The sequence below is a fragment of the Actinomyces sp. ICM47 genome, assembly GCF_000278725.1.
Taxonomy (GTDB): Bacteria; Actinomycetota; Actinomycetes; order Actinomycetales; family Actinomycetaceae; genus Pauljensenia.
This window is the reverse complement of sequence record NZ_ALCA01000074.1, coordinates 1-16,909: the sequence shown is the minus strand read 5'-3', so window position 1 is coordinate 16,909 and position 16,909 is coordinate 1. Positions and strand designations below refer to the sequence as shown.

13 protein-coding genes are annotated in these 16,909 nt (G+C 66.2%); 2 read left to right on the top strand and 11 right to left on the bottom strand.

Features of this window, described 5'->3' with window-relative positions:
• The 3 genes from HMPREF1136_RS04485 to metG form a co-directional block, all read right to left on the bottom strand.
• A partial coding sequence (locus tag HMPREF1136_RS04485; protein ID WP_009648138.1) for a sucrose-specific PTS transporter subunit IIBC occupies positions 1 to 1,405 on the bottom strand: 1,405 nt, incomplete at its 3' end.
• 209 nt (positions 1,406 to 1,614) lie between these two features.
• Positions 1,615 to 3,081 carry a glycoside hydrolase family 32 protein gene (locus tag HMPREF1136_RS04480; RefSeq protein ID WP_034504904.1) on the bottom strand — a complete coding sequence of 489 codons (1,467 nt, stop codon included), beginning with the start codon at positions 3,079 to 3,081 and terminating at the stop codon, positions 1,615 to 1,617.
• 121 nt (positions 3,082 to 3,202) lie between these two features.
• The gene (metG, locus tag HMPREF1136_RS04475; protein ID WP_034504901.1) at positions 3,203 to 5,044 is read right to left on the bottom strand and encodes a methionine--tRNA ligase; all 1,842 of its coding nucleotides are present in this window, start codon (positions 5,042 to 5,044) and stop codon (positions 3,203 to 3,205) included.
• A 128-nt stretch (positions 5,045 to 5,172) separates the two neighbouring features.
• On the opposite strand from metG, the gene HMPREF1136_RS04470 reads away from it, so the two are divergent.
• Positions 5,173 to 5,730, top strand: a complete 558-nt coding sequence (locus HMPREF1136_RS04470; protein WP_034504898.1) for an isochorismatase family protein — start codon at positions 5,173 to 5,175, stop codon at positions 5,728 to 5,730.
• 162 nt (positions 5,731 to 5,892) lie between these two features.
• Here the strand turns inward: HMPREF1136_RS04470 and rsmI are convergent, their stop codons facing one another.
• From rsmI to HMPREF1136_RS04435, 7 genes are all read right to left on the bottom strand, one after another.
• A complete protein-coding gene (gene rsmI, locus HMPREF1136_RS04465) occupies positions 5,893 to 6,810 on the bottom strand; it encodes a 16S rRNA (cytidine(1402)-2'-O)-methyltransferase (protein ID WP_009648144.1) in 918 nt (305 codons plus the stop codon).
• Between the two features lie 235 nt (positions 6,811 to 7,045).
• Positions 7,046 to 9,439 carry a sensor histidine kinase gene (locus HMPREF1136_RS04460; protein WP_009648137.1) on the bottom strand — a complete coding sequence of 798 codons (2,394 nt, stop codon included), beginning with the start codon at positions 9,437 to 9,439 and terminating at the stop codon, positions 7,046 to 7,048.
• Positions 9,439 to 10,077 (bottom strand): DNA-binding response regulator, encoded by a 639-nt coding sequence (locus HMPREF1136_RS04455; RefSeq protein WP_009648131.1) that lies wholly within the window; start codon positions 10,075 to 10,077, stop codon positions 9,439 to 9,441. The genes HMPREF1136_RS04460 and HMPREF1136_RS04455 overlap by 1 nt, the downstream gene beginning before the upstream one ends.
• A 330-nt stretch (positions 10,078 to 10,407) precedes the next feature.
• Positions 10,408 to 11,268 (bottom strand): metal ABC transporter permease, encoded by an 861-nt coding sequence (locus tag HMPREF1136_RS04450; RefSeq protein WP_009648139.1) that lies wholly within the window; start codon positions 11,266 to 11,268, stop codon positions 10,408 to 10,410.
• On the bottom strand, positions 11,265 to 12,233 hold the full coding sequence (locus HMPREF1136_RS04445; RefSeq protein ID WP_009648135.1) for a metal ABC transporter permease: 969 nt from the start codon (positions 12,231 to 12,233) through the stop codon (positions 11,265 to 11,267). Before HMPREF1136_RS04445 ends, HMPREF1136_RS04450 begins: the two co-directional genes overlap by 4 nt.
• The gene (locus tag HMPREF1136_RS04440) at positions 12,230 to 12,946 is read right to left on the bottom strand and encodes a metal ABC transporter ATP-binding protein (protein WP_009648132.1); all 717 of its coding nucleotides are present in this window, start codon (positions 12,944 to 12,946) and stop codon (positions 12,230 to 12,232) included. Before HMPREF1136_RS04440 ends, HMPREF1136_RS04445 begins: the two co-directional genes overlap by 4 nt.
• Complete coding sequence (locus tag HMPREF1136_RS04435) at positions 12,946 to 14,085, bottom strand: metal ABC transporter substrate-binding protein (protein ID WP_009648142.1); 1,140 nt, start codon at positions 14,083 to 14,085, stop codon at positions 12,946 to 12,948. Before HMPREF1136_RS04435 ends, HMPREF1136_RS04440 begins: the two co-directional genes overlap by 1 nt.
• Positions 14,086 to 14,237: 152 nt before the next feature.
• On the opposite strand from HMPREF1136_RS04435, the gene HMPREF1136_RS04430 reads away from it, so the two are divergent.
• Positions 14,238 to 16,007 carry a phospholipid carrier-dependent glycosyltransferase gene (locus HMPREF1136_RS04430; RefSeq protein WP_009648134.1) on the top strand — a complete coding sequence of 590 codons (1,770 nt, stop codon included), beginning with the start codon at positions 14,238 to 14,240 and terminating at the stop codon, positions 16,005 to 16,007.
• 122 nt (positions 16,008 to 16,129) lie between these two features.
• On the opposite strand, the gene HMPREF1136_RS04425 is transcribed toward HMPREF1136_RS04430, so the two are convergent.
• Positions 16,130 to 16,654, bottom strand: coding sequence for an NADPH-dependent FMN reductase (locus tag HMPREF1136_RS04425; RefSeq protein WP_009648140.1), 525 nt, complete (start codon positions 16,652 to 16,654; stop codon positions 16,130 to 16,132).
• Between the last annotated feature and the right edge of the window lie 255 nt (positions 16,655 to 16,909).

Sequence of the window (16,909 nt, the reverse complement as noted above, 5' to 3'; positions counted from 1 at the left end):
CGCGCGTCATGGCGTAGGCGAAGGTGAAGCCGAAGGACAGGACGAACACGAGGATCTCGAGGGCGAGGTACGCGGGGATCGACTTGGGCACGATCGACACGAAGCCGACGAAGCCGGCGGCACCCAGGGCCTGGCCGCGCACGTTCAGCAGAGCGACGCCAGCGGAGCCGATGGCGGCTGCGGCCATGGCGCAGAAGAAGGGCCAGCGCAGGCGCAGGTTGACACCGAAGATCGCGGGCTCGGTGATACCGAAGACGGCGGATGCACCACCGGCACCGGCCAGGCCCTTGAGCTTGGCGTCGCGGGTCTTGAAGAAGATGGCCAGAGCGGCCGCGCCCTGTGCAACGTTCGCCATGGAAGCGACGGGGAAGATGAAGTCACCGACGCCGCCGTTAACAGGCAGCAGCGGGATTTCGATGGCGGGGAAGGACTGGTGCAGACCGGTGACCACGATGGGGCTGTAGACGAAACCGAAGAGCAGACCGCCGAACACGCCGAGCGTCGTGTACGTCCAGTTGATGCCCCAGGTCAGGTACTCGGCGACCACGCGGGTGACGGGGCCGATGATCGTGAAGGCCAGGAAGCCGGTGACCAGCATCGTGATGAGCGGGGTGAGCAGGAAGTCTGCGGTGCCCTTGAGGACCTTGTGCAGGTTCTTCTCGATGAGGCACATGACGTAGGTGACGGCCAGGGTGGGGATAACCTGCGCCTGGTAGCCGATCTTGGCGACGTCCATGCCGAAGATGTGCCAGTAGCTAACCGTTTGCTCACCGGCCAGCGCCGCGCCCGTGTTCCAGGCGTTGAGCAGGTCGGAGGACACCATGGCCGCACCGATTGCGGCACCCAGGTAGACGTTGCCGCCGAAGCGCTTGGCGGCGGAGAAGCCGACGAGCACGGGCAGGGAAGCGAAGGCGGCGGAGGAGACCATGTTGATGAGGGCCGCGTAGTCCGCGATCGCCGGGTACATGGTGGTGAGGGACTTCTCGCCGAACAGGCCCTCAGCGGTCATGACGTTGTTGATAGCCATCATCAGACCGCCGGCGACCAGCGCCGGGAGGATCGGAACGAAGATGTCGGCGATCATCTTAATGAAACGCGAGAAGAGGTTGCCGCCCTTTTCGGCTTCCTCCTTGGCCTCATCCTTGGAGACCTCGCGCACGCCATGGTCGGAAACCATGTGAGCGTAAACCTGGTCGACGTCGCCGGGGCCGACGATGATCTGGAACATGCCGCCGGCAGCGAACGTGCCCTTCAGATCTTCGTTGTCGTCGAGAGCCTGCTGATTGATCTTGGACTGATCCGCGATCACCAGACGGAGACGTGTCGCGCAGTGAGCTGCTGCGCTGATGTTGGAGGCACCGCCGACTGCTTCGACGACCTCCCCTGCCACCTTGGCATGATCCATTGCTGACCACATTCCTTTCTGAAAAACCCACGCAGTACGTCATTGTCCGCATCGTACTGGGCAGTGTGTAGCAATCGATTGACATAGTAGAGCGCGGAACCTTACTTAGCAAGGTGATGAGAAAAAATCTCACGCCCGGGCACTGAGACTCCCGACACATAGGACGAGGCCGTGGCCACCACGCAGCCACGGCCTCGTCTTTGGGTCGCTCAGTCGGCGCGCACGGCGCTCACATTCGTCACGGAGGCGGCACCCGAGAGCGTCACTCCGGCACCCTCCCCCTGCAGGAAGGTGCGGGTCGTGAAGACGCGGGAGCCGTCACCCAAGTAGATCTCGGTGATGGAGCGGTCGTGGAGGATCTCCACGCGGCTGGCCTCCCCCGCATCCAGGGTGACGATGCGGCGGCCACCGTGGGGGTAGCGCGTGCCCGACAGGTCGACGGTCAGGCGCCCCTCCTCCAGAGTGATCGACAGGCCAGAATCGGAGCCGATGCGAACGGACAGCGCCCCCTCGTAGGAGGCGTCGAAGGCTAGGCGCCACGAACGCGACCCCTCCAGCTCGGCAACGCGAGCACCGGCCGCGTCCGTTGGTGCGCCCTCGAGGGTGGCGGGCGCGAGGGGCAGGCCCGGCAGGTACGGGCGGGCGATGACGCGTCCGCTGCGCAGGGTCAGGGCGCGCGGGGCAGTGAAGCAGTGCACCCAGCCGCCGGTCTCGATGGAGGGCTGGTCGTCCTCGCCGGCGTTGCCCGCCCAGCCGAAGAGGAGCGTCGGTGCGCCCGGGTCAGAAGAAGCGGAGCGGGCCATGACCTGGGGCGCGTAGAACTCGGTGCCTCGGTCGAGCTCCTCGAAGGAGCCGTCGGCGCCCCGCAGCTCGGTCCCGACGAGCTCGCCGACGATGGCGATGCACGGGAAGACATTCTCGAAGCCCTCGCGCTCCGGCGAAATGCCCTGCGGGCAGATGATGAGGACGTCGCGCGCCTCACCCGTCTCTTCGTCGACGAGGCGCACTAGGTTGGGACACTCCCACATGTAGCCGAACGCGTCGAACGCACCGCCGGCGTCCGGGAAGGTCATCTCCCCCTCGCACTCCCACGCACGCAAGTCCGAGGAGCGGTAGAGCAGAGCCGCGCCCGTGAGGTTCTCGCGCTGGACGCCGAGCAGCATCCGATAGGATCCGTCCACATCGCGCCACACCTGCGGGTCGCGGAAGTGAGCGGTGTAGCCCTCGGGCTGGCGGGCGATGACCGGGGGCACCAGCTTCTTAAAGTGCTCCATGTCGGTCGAGGTGACGACGCACTGGGTGGCCTCGCGCTCCCCCGTCTCGGGGTCCTTGTAGTTGCCGGTGTACCACAGCTCGACGTGGTCGCCGACCTCAATCGCGGTGCCCGAGTAGGCACCGTTCGCGTCCTGGTGAGTGTCGGGCAGGATCGCGGGAGCGTGGTAGTCCCACCGGGTCAGGTCGCGCGAGGTGGCGTGGCCCCAGTAGACGAGCTTGCGCGGGTGCTCGGGCGTGTACTGGAAGAAGGCGTGGTACGTCCCGCCAACCTCAATGAGGCCGTTCGGGTCGTTCAGTCGTCCCACCGGGGGCGCGACGTGGAAGAGCGGGTAGTCGGGATCGTGAGGGGCGCGCGACGAGGCCTCGGCAGCGAGGGCGGACGCGAGAAAATCTTCGGCCATGACCACAAGGTAACATCCTCGCATAGACGAACGCGCGGGCGGGACACATCTGTCCCGCCCGCGCGCTGTCAAACGTACGCCACAATTGTTACAAAGGGCGATATTTCAAGGAAAACCCAGATCAGGCACCCGTCACGTCGTCGGGGTGAGCGTCCGCGTAGCGGGCAAGCTCCTCCTCGACGATTGCTTCGTCGAGCTTGACGAAGACGGGCGTGGGCTTGGCAATCGGAGTGCCCACGGTGATCGCGTGGCGCTCCCAGGTCGGCACGTTCGTGTAGTCGCCCGTGATGATCGGGTAGCCGCTTCGGCCTTCGAAGTCGGCAGGCAGGACCTGCGGGTCGAGCTCGACGACCTCCTCGATACGAGGCATGGGTGCGATCTCGCCGCTGCCGCCCATGACGCGGTCGATGTCATTGGCCGCGTGAGGCAGGAACGGGGAGAGCATGAGGTTGAGGTCCGCGACGGCCTGAGCGAGGGTCCACAGCACGGTCGCGAGGCGCTCGCGTTCCTCGGGGGCCTTGAGTTTGAAGGGGGCCGTGTCGGTCACGTACTTGTTGGCCTCGCCGACCAGGCGCATGGCCTCGGACAGCGCCGCCTTCTGGCGGTGGTGGCGGATCAGGTTGCCGACGGTCTCGAAACCGGCCTCGATGGCGTCCAGGAGGGCGCGGTCGATGTCCTGCAGCTCACCGGGGGCCGGGATCTCGCCGAACTTCTTGGCGATCATAGAGGCCGTGCGGTTGACCAGGTTGCCCCAGCCGGCGACGAGCTCGCCGTTGGTGCGGCGCACGAACTCGGCCCACGTGAAGTCGGAGTCCGAGGTCTCGGGGCCGGCCGCGCTGATGAAGTAACGCAGGGCGTCGGCCTGGTAGCGCGAGAGGAAGTCACGCACGTAGATGACGATGCCGTGCGAGGAGGAGAACTTCTTGCCCTCCATGGTGAGGAACTCAGACGAGACGACCTCGGTGGGCAGGTTCAGGACGCCCAGGTCACCGGGAGCACCCCCCTTCGCGCCCTGGCCGTTGTAGCCGAGCAGCTCGGCGGGCCAGATCTGGGAGTGGAAGACGATATTGTCCTTGCCCATAAAGTAGTAAGACAGGGCCTCGGGGTCATTCCACCACTTGCGCCACGCCTCGGGGTCGCCGGTGCGGCGCGCCCACTCGATGGAGGCGCTCAGGTAGCCGATGACGGCGTCGAACCACACGTACAGACGCTTGGTGGGCTGGTCCTCCCAGCCGGGGACCGGAATGCCCCAGTCGATGTCGCGCGTCATGGCGCGGGGGCGGATGTCTTCCAGGAAGTTCTGGGAGAACTTGATGACGTTGGGACGCCACGTGCCCGACTGCTCGCGTTCATCCAGCCAGGCGGACAGGGCATCGGCCAGGGCGGGCAGGTCGAGGAAGTAGTGGACGGACTCCACGAAGTTAGGGGTCTCACCGTTGATGCGCGAGTGCGGGTTGATGAGCTCGGTCGGGTCCATCTGGTTGCCGCAGTTGTCGCACTGGTCGCCGCGCGCCCCCTCGGCACCACAGATCGGGCAGGTGCCCTCGATGTAGCGGTCGGGCAGAGTGCGGCCAGTGGACGGGGAGATGGCGGCTCGCGTGACCTGCTCGATCATGTAGCCGTTGTCACGCACGGTGGCGAACATGTCCTGGACGACGCGGTAGTGGTTGCCGGCGGTCGTGCGGGTGAACAGGTCATAGGACAGGCCGAGGGCCACGAGGTCCTCGACGATGAGGCGGTTGTTCTGATCCGCGAGTTCGCGAGCGCTCATGCCCGCGCCGTCGGCGGCCACCAGGATCGGCGTGCCGTGCTCGTCGGTGCCGGACACCATGAGCACGTCGTGCCCGGCCATTCGCATGTACCGGGAGAAAACGTCGGAGGGGACACCGAATCCCGCTACGTGGCCAATATGACGGGGGCCGTTGGCGTAGGGCCATGCGACGGCGGACAGAATACGACTCATAGTCACTAACAATACTGCCTGGCACGCTCGAAGGGGGGAATTGGCGGCTTGTTGCGGGATAGCCACGCCCTCCGAAGGAAGTCACCGTGGTGCTATCCTGGCGAAAACGCCACATTCATGGAGGAAACATGACCCGCGCGCTCATTATCGTCGATGTTCAGCCTACGTTCTGCGAGGGCGGTGCCCTCCCGGTGACGGGAGGCAACGCGGTCGCGGAGGCCGTAGCCGCCTACGTGGAGGCCCACCGCGGGGACTACCAGCTGATCGTGACGACGCAGGATTGGCACATCGATCCGGGCGCGCACTTCTCCGAGACGCCGGATTTCGTGGACACGTGGCCCCCGCACGGCGTGGCGGGCACGGACGAGGCCGAGCTGCATCCGGCGCTCGCGAACGTGAACGCGGACGTGACGGTGAAGAAGGGCCAGTACGAGGCCGCTTACTCAGGCTTCGAGGGAACGACCGAGGACGGCAAGACGCTGGAGGAGGCGCTGCGCGCCGCCGGCGTCACCGAGGTTGATGTCGTGGGCCTGGCCGAGTCGCACTGCGTCGCATGCACGGCCGTGGACGCTGTCCGCGCCGGATTCCCCACGCGTGTCCTGCGCGAGCTGACTGCCCCCGTCTCCGAGGAGCTGGGCGCATCGGCCCGCGAGTGGATGATGACGGAGGGCGTCTTGCTCGTCTGAGACTCGGGTGCTGCCGCATCGCAGCCGGTAGGCGCACGCTTGTGGATAGCTTGCGCACGTGCGGATAGGAAACAGGGCATCCGGATAGGTTATTAACCTATCCACGAGGCGATAACCTATCCGCGTGGGCCACGCTGATCGCAGATCCACGCCCGGGCCTCGTCACTTCGCGGCGAGGGCCGCCTTGTAGAGGTCGTTCTTGCGCGCGCCCGTTGCGGCGGCAACCTCGGCGGCGGCGTCTTTCAGGCGCATGCCCTCAGCCGCGAGCGCGAGGACCGCGCCGACGTGGTCTTCTGCGCGCGCGCTGCGTTCGTATCCGGCGACGACGATGGTCACTTCACCGAGGATGCTGTCCGCCCCCTCCGCGAGTTCCCCGAGCGTGCCGCGGCGCACTTCCTCGTAGTCTTTCGTAAGTTCGCGGCACAGGGCTGCGCGGCGGTCGCCGCCCAGCACCTCGGCCATGCGAGTGAGTGTGGCGGCTGCGCGCCTGGGGGACTCGAAGAAGATGAGCGTGTGCGGGTCGGTAGCTAGGTCCTGCAGGTAGCGCGTGGCTTCCCCGTCCTTGCGCGGCAGGAACCCCTCGAAGGCGAAGCGGTCGGAGGGCAGGCCGGACAGTGCGAGGGCGACGAGCGGCGCGGAAGGGCCGGGCAGGACGGACAGCGGGACGCCCGCGTCGATGGCGGCGCACGCCAGGCGGAATCCCGGGTCGGAGACGGTGGGCATGCCCGCGTCGGACACGAAGACGACGCGCGCCCCTCCCCTGGCCGCCTCGACGATGCTCGCGGCCTTCTCGGCCTCGTTGTGGTCGTGCAGGGCGATCAGGCGACCGCCCAGCTTGATACCCAGGCGCGAGGCCAGGGCCCGGGCCCGGCGCGTGTCCTCGGCGGCGACGATGTCTGCCCCTTGCAAGGCTTCGACGACGCGCGGGGACGCGTCGCGCACGTCACCGATGGGGGTGGCGACCAGCAGGATGGAACCGGGATCCTGCCGGTAGGACTGGGGTCCGCGCCCGCCGTGGGTCGTCGGGGACGAGGCCTGGGCGGGTTCGGCGGGATGGTTCTGGTCGGTCGCGGCTTCCATGCCGGTATCGTCTCACTGCTTTCCGGTGCACGCACGACGCGGGTTCACTCGAGAGCGCAGGACTGTACGAGAAGTTGTACAAGGGGAGAGCCAAGCACTCCCAAGGGCTGACGTGGCGCGAGAAGGCAGAATTGGACGTGTCGAGGTCTTTCAGATGGACGGTGTAGGAATCTCTATCATCGAAAGACCACGACCCCTACACGGCCACGACACGCCGAACCCCACCCCTGCACCCTCACATGCGAAGAGTTCCTTTCCCCGCCTCGACGGTGCTCGCCTCAGCCTCCACGACGGCCAGCCCCGCGTCGGTGAGGATCGTCGCGGCCCACCGTCTGCCAGCGGGACAGACACGCACGACGACGCGCCCGGCCACGGCCTCGTCAAGTGCGGTGGTTGCCCGCGTCACGATGAGGTCACGCAGCCGGGCCTCATTCTCCTTATCCTCCCCACGGTCCCCGTTGCCGCGGTCATCAAGCAGAAGGACCTCGACCCCTCGTCCTCGCGCGCGACGCGCCGCCTCCACGACGGCGGTCCCGGTAAAGAAGGGAGCGCGGATCTCGTCGCGCAGCTCCGCCTCGAGCAGACGCGCCTCCATGACGATCTCAGGCGTCACTTCCTCGTCTCGGAGCGCTTCGAGGGTCCCCCGCACGCGAACAGACACATCGGCGAGCTTGACCGCCATGGCCGAATTAATGCTCACCTGCAGTTCCCTCTCCAGGCGCGCCTGCTCCTCAGCTTTGAGGGATCGCTCAATCGCGGAGGTCGCAGTACCCGACCATGACACGAGAGCGAACCAGAAGATGAACATAATGATGTGGCCGATCGTGAAGGTAAAGACGAGGCCGGGCGACCTCCCCGAGAGCGCGGCCCAGGCGGCGACCGCGGCCACCAGGCCAACGCAACCAACGACGGCCTCGGCCATGCGCTGACGCAGGAGGAGCAGCGCGGCAAGGAACATCGATGCGCCCGCGCTCCACCCGGACCAGCCTGGCCATTCCGACGCGCCCCGAATCGGGACGAGCGTCAGCAAGTTGGAAATGCCGATCACAGCAGCACTCCCCCACGTCACGAGCTTCGGGGGCACGCGGTCGGGCCACGGTGCCACCAACAGGGTTCCTGCGACCGCCATGATAGCGAGGGAGAGGATGACGGGACCCCTATGTGAGTAGGCCCCGTGACTGAATTCGATCGCCACCATATAGCTATGAAACACAACGCCGACCAGAACAAGCAGCCGCGCGCCGCGCGACTCTGCGGCCGCGCGGACCTGCGAATCCCACGCGGTGCGCGACGGGTCTTTGTCGTTCGCGCCTGCGTGTGGCCGCCAGGCGAAGGCGGAGCGAATCGCCTGCCGCGGCCTGAAGCGTCGACTCTGGGGGTCGTGCCATTCCAGGGTCACGCACGTCCCTCCGCCGGGTTGCGAGACCAGGGTTGCGTGTCCCCTGACCGACTCCATCCGATTGACGATGGAGCGGCGGACGCCGTGACGTCCCTCGGTGGGGTGTTCGAGGTCGAAGCCCTGTCCCGTGTCGGTGATCGTCACGCGTATGGAGTCCGCCTCGGCTGAGACGACGACACGGCAGCGCGCAGGCTGGGTCGGGTCCGAGGTGTCAGATCCTGCGTGGAGACGAACGTTGTTGAGCGCCTCATGGGTCGCGGAGACGAGAGCGGTGCCCACCTGGGCGGGGATCTGCCAGCCTTGAGCGGGAAGGTGACATGTGACCTTCCAGCGCGACTGCTGAGGGTGTACGAGGGCTTCGAAGGCCCCTCGCGTCTGCGCGGCGTCCATGAACCCGTTGGAGGGTGGGTCGGGGACGAGGGCGCACAGCGCGGAGTGGGCTGCCGCGCGTACCTCACTATTGTCGATGCCTCGTTGACACGCGAGAATCAGGGCCGAGAGCACATAGTCGTGGATGAGACCGTTGCTACGTGCCCGTGCGCGCCCCTGGGCGCGTTCTCCCGCGAGCGCACGCTCGGCGTTGCGTGCGTTGCTGCGGGTCTGGTCGAGGCCGCGCACGATCATGAGGGTCCATTCGAGCATTCCCGCGTTGGCCATGGCGACGAGCAGGAAGTAGAGGGGGCCGACCGATGTTTCGAGTAGTTTGTTGTCGGGGTTGGCACTCATCATGGCGATGATCTGCAGTGGAGCAATGACGCTGAGGTAGGCGGCCGTGTAGCGTCCGCGCAGGACTGCGATGCTGCTGATCGCGGCGAGTGGGTAGAGCGCCAGGATCGGGTTCGTGTCGGAGGCGATGGCGTGGACATAAACTGGGGGCACCGGGGAGCCGAGGTGCATGGCTGGCAGGATCGCGCACGCGACGATGAGCGCCAGGTAGCACGCGAGGTAGAGGCGCGTGAGGATGAACCAGCCGGTATCGGTCCACATGTACGTGTGTCTGCGTGCGGTTACCGCCTTGATGATCGCGGAGAGCGCGCACGCTCCGGCGCAGAGCGGAAGAATTAGGTTCGGTGAGTAGAACACCCATTGCGCCAGGTCGGACGGTGAGGCCGAGGCGGGGATCAGCTGGGGTCCGCTGAGGATCGTGGTGCAGACGGCGGCGCAGACGGCGGCGAGGACGATGAGGCGCTGCATGTGCAGCGCATAGGGGCCGAGGTCGCGCGGGTGCATTAGTCGTAGTAGCTGACGAGGCCGTCTTCAGCCGCGCGTCGGAAGAGATCGACGCGGGATTCGGCGGGGCGTCCCGATTCCCTGTATTTGTCGCGGATTCGGGCGATGTAGGTGTTGACGGTGTTTTTGGAGACGCTGAGGGCACGCGCCACGGAGGCGGAACTCGCACCGGAGGCGTAGTGGGCGAGGATGTGCGCCTCGAGGTCTGAGAGGTGTTCGGCGACGAAGTCTTCGTCGGCGTCGAGTGCGGCGGCCCAATCCGGGGTCGGAAAGGTGATGCCTTCGGCGGCGGCGAGGACGGCCTCGACGAGGTCGTCGGGGGGCGCGGTCTTGCGGATGATGGATAGGGCCCCGCCGGCGATCGCGCGTCGCACCAGGTAGGGGTCGTCACCGGAGGTGTAGACGACGACGGGGATCCCGTATCCGTTGATGTACGCGATGTTCTTGTCGGGGGCAGAGCCGTCGGCGAGGCGCAGGTCGAGGATGGCGACCTGCCCGCGCTTCCACCACGCTTCGCGGACGGTTGGTGCCCAGCTAATGGATGCGTCGGCACCATGATCTTCGAATGCGGCCTTCACGCCGAGGCCGACGACGCGGTGGTCGTCAATAACGACGATCTGCGCGCTGGTTTTTGTCATCGTGCCTCCCCCGCGCTTCCGGGTCTCGTTGACCGCGCTACAACGTAATTTTTTCTCAGTCTAATTGCTCAGGAACGCTTTTTTCAACATCCCTGGTCGCCAGGCATTTTGAGTCACGATCTCTGCGCAGATTTGCTTGTGATCTGCTCAGTGAGGGAAGGGAGGCATCGACACCCACCGAGCGCCTAGACGCCGCGTTTATCGGGGTTTTTGAAGGGACAACGGATGACTGCCGCCCAACCTCCACGCTCGAGAACGAGGCCTGGGTGGCCTTCGCGCGCATCGCGACGCCGGGCGTTTATGCCGAGAAGCCCCGAGGCCCGGGTTTCCTCAGTGGAAGGCCACCGCGGCGCGCGGGCGAGCGGTACCTCGCGCGCGCACCCAGCCGGGCAGGCGCGAGGCCAGGACGGCGCCCGCACACAGGAGCGCGATGGTGCCGCCGGCGCTGAGGCGAGCGGGCACGGCGATTCCCAGACCAGCTAGGCCGAGGGCCGCCCCGAGGAGGGGGCACCCGATGAGGAAGGAGCGGGCGCTGCGAGCACTGGGCGCGAGCGCCGCAGCGGGGGCGGCGATGAGCGCAATCGACAAAATAGTGCCAACGGCGGGGATCGCGACGGTGACGGCGGCGAGGATGAGCCCGAGAATGATGCGTTCGTTGCGGGCAGCCCCGTGCGCCGCGCCGGGTTCGACGGGGTCGAAGCAGTGGGCCAGGAGCTGGCGGTGTCCGACGGCGACGAGAACCGAGGCGAGGAGCAGGACGGCTCCAGCCCACCAGACATCCGCGGGCGAGACGGTCATGACGGATCCGGTCAGGAAGGAACTGACGGCGAGGGGCAGGGGCTTGAACCAGGTCGCCAGGAAGTACCCGGCGGCGAATCCCGCCGTCAGGACGATGCCGGCGGCCCCCTGGCTGGAGATCCCGGGGATCGACGCGAGGTAACGCATGAGTGCGACCAGCGGGATCGTCCCGAGGAAGGCACCGACGTAGAGCGCGGCGGACATGCCCGAATGGCCGAGGCCGAGGCTGGCAGCGACGACGACGCCAAGGACCGCGCCGGGGAAGGTGCCGTGGGTGACGGATTCGGCGAAGAAGATGCGCCGGTCGAGGTATGCGAACGCGCCGACGAGGCCGCTGAGCGCTCCGATGAGCGTGACGTGCAGGGCGGGGACGATGAGGAGGCTCAGGATCACGATGCCTCCCCCAGCGCCAGCAGATCCGAGGCCCGCGTTTCACGCGCCGTTTCACGCACGCTTGCCGCGTTATCGCCGACTCGATCTCCCGTTTCACGCACCGTTTCACGCGCGGTCAGGGTTCCCTGAGAGCCCGCCGAGGCCTCGTCCCGACCCATGCGAACCTCGCGCAGCTGCCGGAGCACGCATGCGAGCGCGAAACAGGTGAGAACGCCCAGGGCCACGCAGGCCTGCGGGGACAGGGGCCGGGGTGCACGCACCAGCGCGACGCCGAAGCCCGCCCAGCCGCCAAGCAGGGCGCAGGCACCCGACAACGCCACCATCGAGCGCGTCCCCGCGGCCAGCAAGCGCCCAAAAGCACCGGGCACAATGAGGTAGCCCACGACGAGGAGGACGCCCACGGCCGTCGAGGCTGCGACGACGATGGCACCGAGCGCGGCGTTGAAGGCGATGTCGATCCGGGTGACGGGGATGCCGGACACACGCGCGGCCTCGCGGTCGAAGGCGACGGCGATCTGGGCGCGCCACGTGAGCGCTAGAACCACGGCGGCCACGACAAGCACCGCGGCGCTCGTCCACATCCGGGAAGGCGTGATGTCGAGGAGGCGACCGAACATGAGCGATTCGAGCTGTCCCGACATGTCACCGATGCGCAGGGATATGACGATGCCCAGCGAGAAGAAGGCGGTCAGCAGCACGGCCGTAGTCGCTTCGGAGGAGCGCGGACGCCGCGAGGCCGCCGTCAGCGAAGCGGCGATGAGCGCCGCACAGAGCGCGCCACCCGGGATAATCCCCTCGCGCCCGCCGAGGGCCATGCCGACGACGATGCCCGGAAAAACGCCGTGCACCATGGTCTCGGCACCAAACTCGGCGCGGCGCAGGTTCACGAGGGTCGAGGCCGGCCCCGCTGCCAGGGCCAGCAATCCCAGGACGATGATGGGACGCAGCAGATAGGGAGCGATCATGACAGCGCCGCTATCGCTTCGTCGGCCCCCGACCCGTAGGCGCGCGCGAGCACGGAGGGGGCCAAGGCCTCATCGACTGGGCCGAGGGCCACCAGCCGCGAGGCGAGCACACACGCCCGTGAGCACACGTCGCGCGCGAGCGATAGGTCGTGCGTGGAGACGACGACGCCCACCCCGTCGCCGGTCAGAGAGGCGATCAGACCCGTGATGATGTCGCGGCTCGGCGCGTCGAGGCCGTTGAAGGGTTCGTCCATCATGACCAGCTCGGGCCGGGCGACGAGGGCGCGCGCCACGAGGACTCGCTGGCGCTGCCCGCCGCTGAGCGTGCCGAATCGGTGGGAAGCACGGTCGGAGAGGTTGACCCGCTCAAGGGCCTCCCCCACCCGACGCCGCATGTCAGCGGTGATGCGCCGACCCCACCCAGCCTCGGCAATGAGTCCCATGGTGACGACCTCGGACGCACTGACCGGGAAGGTTAGGTCCAGGTCGGCGCTCTGCGGGACCAGACCGATTCGCGAGGCGGCGACGCGCACGCTGCCCGACAGGAGCGAGCAGCCGCCGACAATGCCGCGCATAAGCGTGGTCTTGCCGCCGCCGTTGGGACCGACAAGCGCCAGGGCCTGGCCCTCATCCACGTCGAGGGTCAGGCCGGACAGCGCCGGGGTATTCCCATACCCCAGCGCCGCATCCTGAAAAGAAACGAGGTGAGACATCACTGACCCGCCAGCCGCTCGGGCAGCGCCGGGACGGTCCCTCCCCACGCATCGGTCAGCGTGCGCACATTGTGGATGATCGATCCCACGTAGGTGGCTCCGGCGCTCCCGTCGGGGCCGAGCGAGTCTCCGTAGAGCGCGTCGTCGCCCACGATAGGGGTCACGCCGGCACCGCGCGCAATCGCCTCGATGGACTTCGAATTGTTGGAGTTTTCAGCAAAGAGGGCGACCGCGCCCGAGTCCTTAACGGCCTGCACAGCGGAGGCAATGTGGTCGGCCGTCGCGTCCTGCTGATCGTTGAAGTCGGTGAGGGCCGCGCCGATGAAGCGGATCCCGTAGTCAGCCGAGAAGTATCCAAAGGCGTCGTGGGAGGTGAACAGGACACGCTGGCCTTCGGGCACGGTCTCGATCGACTCCGCCACCCACGCGTCGAGGGCACCCAGGTCCTCCAGGTACGAGGCCGTGGCCGCGTTGATCGAAGAGGCAGCGTCGGGCGCGGCGGCAGCGAGGCCTGCGCCGAGGTTACCAACCTGGATGCTGGCACGCACCGGCGAGGTCCACACGTGGGGGTCGAAGCGGAATTCGGGTTCCTCGCCCGCGTTTTCCGGAGGGAAAGGCCAGGGGGCGACCTCAACGCGCTCGTTGCCACGGTCAATCGTGTAGGGAGCCTGCGGGTCGGGGGCACCCGGCTTGTCGACGTCAGCGGCAGTCAGAACACCGGAGGTGACGACCATGCGTCCGTGGAAGCCGGAGGAGGCAACCGCGTCGTCGAGAAAGTGCTCGAGGTCGACGCCGGACACGGCCATGACGTCGGCCTCGGCCAGGGCGGCGGTCTGAGCGGGAGTCATCTCATGCTCGTGCGCCGAGGCATTGGGGGCCAGCAGGCAGGTTAGGCTCATCGTAAGGGCCGCACTGTCGGGGGCAGGGCCGACGTGGGATTGCTTGCCCGATGCGTCGGTTTTGTCCAGGGAAAGGTCGGTGGAAGCCGCCGCGATCTGGGTGACGTAGTCGCAGATCTGTGTGGTTGTGGCGACAATTTTAAGGCCGTGAGCCGAGGAGGCGGGGGCGCACGCCGCGAGGGGTACGAGTGCGAGGCCCAGGACGGCCACAGCCGCACGGCGAGCTGTTGAGAGGATCATCATAGCTCCTACGATATTTTCGGGTACCCGAAAATTATAGAATCATTCGAGAATAATTCTCAAGACTGTCACAGTGCACATCCTCCCACACCCCTCAACAGGCGTGCAGGCAATTGTTCACGCCTTGGCGCAGACAGCTACACTCGGCAGTAATGGACACAACGAACGCACACCACGACACATCCGAGGACGCCGAGGCACCCGATACCCACGTCCAGACAGCCGACAACACGCAGGCGAGGCAGACAGCCCCCGTGCCTGCGGATTCGTCACCGGCAGAGGACTCCCCTGCGGCGACCGTCGTCACGGAGCCAGCCACGGCCTCGTCGACAACCGAGCCAAGCCCCTGGCATGCCCGCCTCCACAGCCCCGCCGCCGGCTGGGCGACGACCGCGATCGCGACGATTGTCGCAGCACTCATCCGCCTGCCCGGCCTGGACAACGTCCGCACACTCGTTTTCGACGAGACCTACTACGTGAAGGACGCATGGTCCCTGCTCACGCTCGGCTACGAGGGCACGTGGCCCAACAACTACGACGCCTCCTTCGTCGCGGGCAACGTATCCGGGCTCTCCGCCGCGGGCGGCTACCCCGTCCACCCGCCCACCGGCAAGTGGATCATTGCGATCGGCATGAAGATATTCGGGCAAACAGACCCCGTGGGATGGCGCATCACGACCGCAATCTGCGGCATCATCACCGTGTTTCTCCTCTGCCGGATCACGCAGAACCTGTTCCGCTCCCCCGCCCTCACCCTCCTCGCTGGGCTTTTCCTGGCAACCGACGGCATCGCCATCGTCATGAGCCGCACCTCTATCCTCGACGGCTTCCTCGCAATGTTCGCGCTTGCCGCCTTCTTCTGCTTCGTCAAGGACCAGCAGATGTCCCGACCGATGCTGGCGCACAGGCTCACCGCATGGGACGGCATCGGCGCTCCGCGCGGCGGATGGCACGACCTGGGTGAATTCCTGCGCGGACGCGACCGACGCGGCTTCATGGTCGGCCCCAATGCCGGCAGACGCCCCTGGTTGCTCGCTGCTGGCATCCTGTGCGGCCTCGCCTCCTCGGTCAAGTGGTCCGGAATCTACGTCCTGGCGTGCCTCGGCCTTTTCGTCGCAATTCGCGAAGTCACCTACCGCTGGCGACTCGGGCACCCCTCCCCCATCCGGGGCGCTCTCATCGCCGACGTCTGGTGGGCATTCATCCTGATGGTCCCCAGCGCGATCCTGACCTACATCGCCTCCTGGATCGGCTGGTTTATGCACCCCCAGGCACACGGGCACGGCCGTTCGGGCATTCCAGGCTTCGCCGGCGCACTCGCCGACCTATGGCTGTACCACAAGGAAATGTGGACGTTCCACACCGGCCTGACAACCCCGCACACCTACCAGTCCAATCCCTACATGTGGCTCACCCAGGTGCGCCCGACCTCCTTCCACTGGGCTAACGACGCGACGATTACCGGCTGCGCCTCCGGCAACTGCGCAACAAACGTCGTTGCCCTGGGCAACCCTCTACTCTGGTGGATCGGCATCGGAGCGTTGCTCGTCGTGATCGTGGCGACCCTGTGGTGTCGAAACTGGCGCTCGGGAGTCATTCTGGCAGGCTATCTCGCGCTGTACGCTCCGTGGCTTCTCTACGCTCACCGCACGATCTTCACCTTCTACACGGTCGCCTTCGTCCCCTTCGTAGCCCTCGCGGTCGCCTGGATGATCTCGCTGCTCGCCGGGTTCGTCACGGTGGATGGAGTCCCCGAGGCCGTTCTCCCGCCGCGTCACACGGTGATCACCGGACGCATCATGGCAGGGGTCCTCATCGTCGCGATCCTCGGATGCGCACTCTACTTCATGCCGCTGTGGCGCGCCGACGTCGTCGACTACGACTTCTGGCGGGCACACATGTGGTTGCCATCCTGGATCTAAATCCAGCGTACGAGAAACGGGTGGCTCGGCTTTTCTGCCGAGCCACCCGTTTCACTACATTCCTCAGCGGGAGAAGCATTCAGTGTCAGCATGAGAGCTAACTAGACCCTCACAGGCGCATCTCAGGCCAGCGAAGTCAGGAGCTCGCGGATCTGAGCATTGAGCTCATCGGAGGGCTTGAAAACGCCGTCTTGGAAGTCAGAACCAAGGTTGATACCGACTTGCTGCTCACGAACGTCAGCACCGAACGTCGACACAATCTCGCGCAGGTGCTCAAGAGGCTTCGCGGCACCGTACCAAGAGTATCCAACGAGGCCGACCGCCTTATCCTTGAGCGTCGCCGGGGGCAGGTAGTCGATTGCATTCTTCAGAACCGCAGAGACGGAGTGGTTGTACTCCGGGGTCACGAAAAGGACAGCATCCTGCGCCTCGATGTTCGTGCGCAGACGAACGGCCTCAGGCAGCTCAGGAGCCTGCATCGACGGGGGCATCTCCTCAGCAAAGAGCGGCAGATTATAGTCGCGCAGATCGAAGAAGACGGTCGCAACGCCGTCGACCTGACGGGCCTGCTCCTCGATCCAACGGACGACCTGCTCACCAGCGCGGCCGGGGCGTACGGAACCGAGAACGATAGCAACGGAAGTCATGATGTTTCCTTTCAAAGTCTTATTGAAACATCAACTACTATAAATGCGCCGACGGTACTTGACAAGGAAAAACTCATATCGCTTAGGACACAGGTCCTACAGTGTCCCGACGCATTAAACCCTATCTTGCTGCCTGACGCCCTTCAACCGACATACAGCTGTATATAAAACTGTGGGGGCCTCGCGTGTTGGATGGTGTGGGCTGGTCGAATTGTGGGTGGGTGTGTGTGGGTCCTCTGTGTCTGGGTCCGGGTG

What these genes read in the sequence shown, in the direction of transcription:
- HMPREF1136_RS04460 (WP_009648137.1), bottom strand. Translation starts at nt 9,439, where the DNA reads ATGCACCCGCGCGACCTCGGCCCCTATGCGCTGCACATGCAGCGCCTC.
- HMPREF1136_RS04455 (WP_009648131.1), bottom strand. Translation starts at nt 10,077, where the DNA reads ATGACAAAAACCAGCGCGCAGATCGTCGTTATTGACGACCACCGCGTC.
- HMPREF1136_RS04430 (WP_009648134.1), top strand. Translation starts at nt 14,238, where the DNA reads ATGGACACAACGAACGCACACCACGACACATCCGAGGACGCCGAGGCA.
- HMPREF1136_RS04440 (WP_009648132.1), bottom strand. Translation starts at nt 12,946, where the DNA reads ATGTCTCACCTCGTTTCTTTTCAGGATGCGGCGCTGGGGTATGGGAAT.
- HMPREF1136_RS04445 (WP_009648135.1), bottom strand. Translation starts at nt 12,233, where the DNA reads ATGATCGCTCCCTATCTGCTGCGTCCCATCATCGTCCTGGGATTGCTG.
- HMPREF1136_RS04435 (WP_009648142.1), bottom strand. Translation starts at nt 14,085, where the DNA reads ATGATCCTCTCAACAGCTCGCCGTGCGGCTGTGGCCGTCCTGGGCCTC.
- metG (WP_034504901.1), bottom strand. Translation starts at nt 5,044, where the DNA reads ATGAGTCGTATTCTGTCCGCCGTCGCATGGCCCTACGCCAACGGCCCC.
- HMPREF1136_RS04425 (WP_009648140.1), bottom strand. Translation starts at nt 16,654, where the DNA reads ATGACTTCCGTTGCTATCGTTCTCGGTTCCGTACGCCCCGGCCGCGCT.
- HMPREF1136_RS04470 (WP_034504898.1), top strand. Translation starts at nt 5,173, where the DNA reads ATGACCCGCGCGCTCATTATCGTCGATGTTCAGCCTACGTTCTGCGAG.
- rsmI (WP_009648144.1), bottom strand. Translation starts at nt 6,810, where the DNA reads ATGGAAGCCGCGACCGACCAGAACCATCCCGCCGAACCCGCCCAGGCC.
- HMPREF1136_RS04480 (WP_034504904.1), bottom strand. Translation starts at nt 3,081, where the DNA reads ATGGCCGAAGATTTTCTCGCGTCCGCCCTCGCTGCCGAGGCCTCGTCG.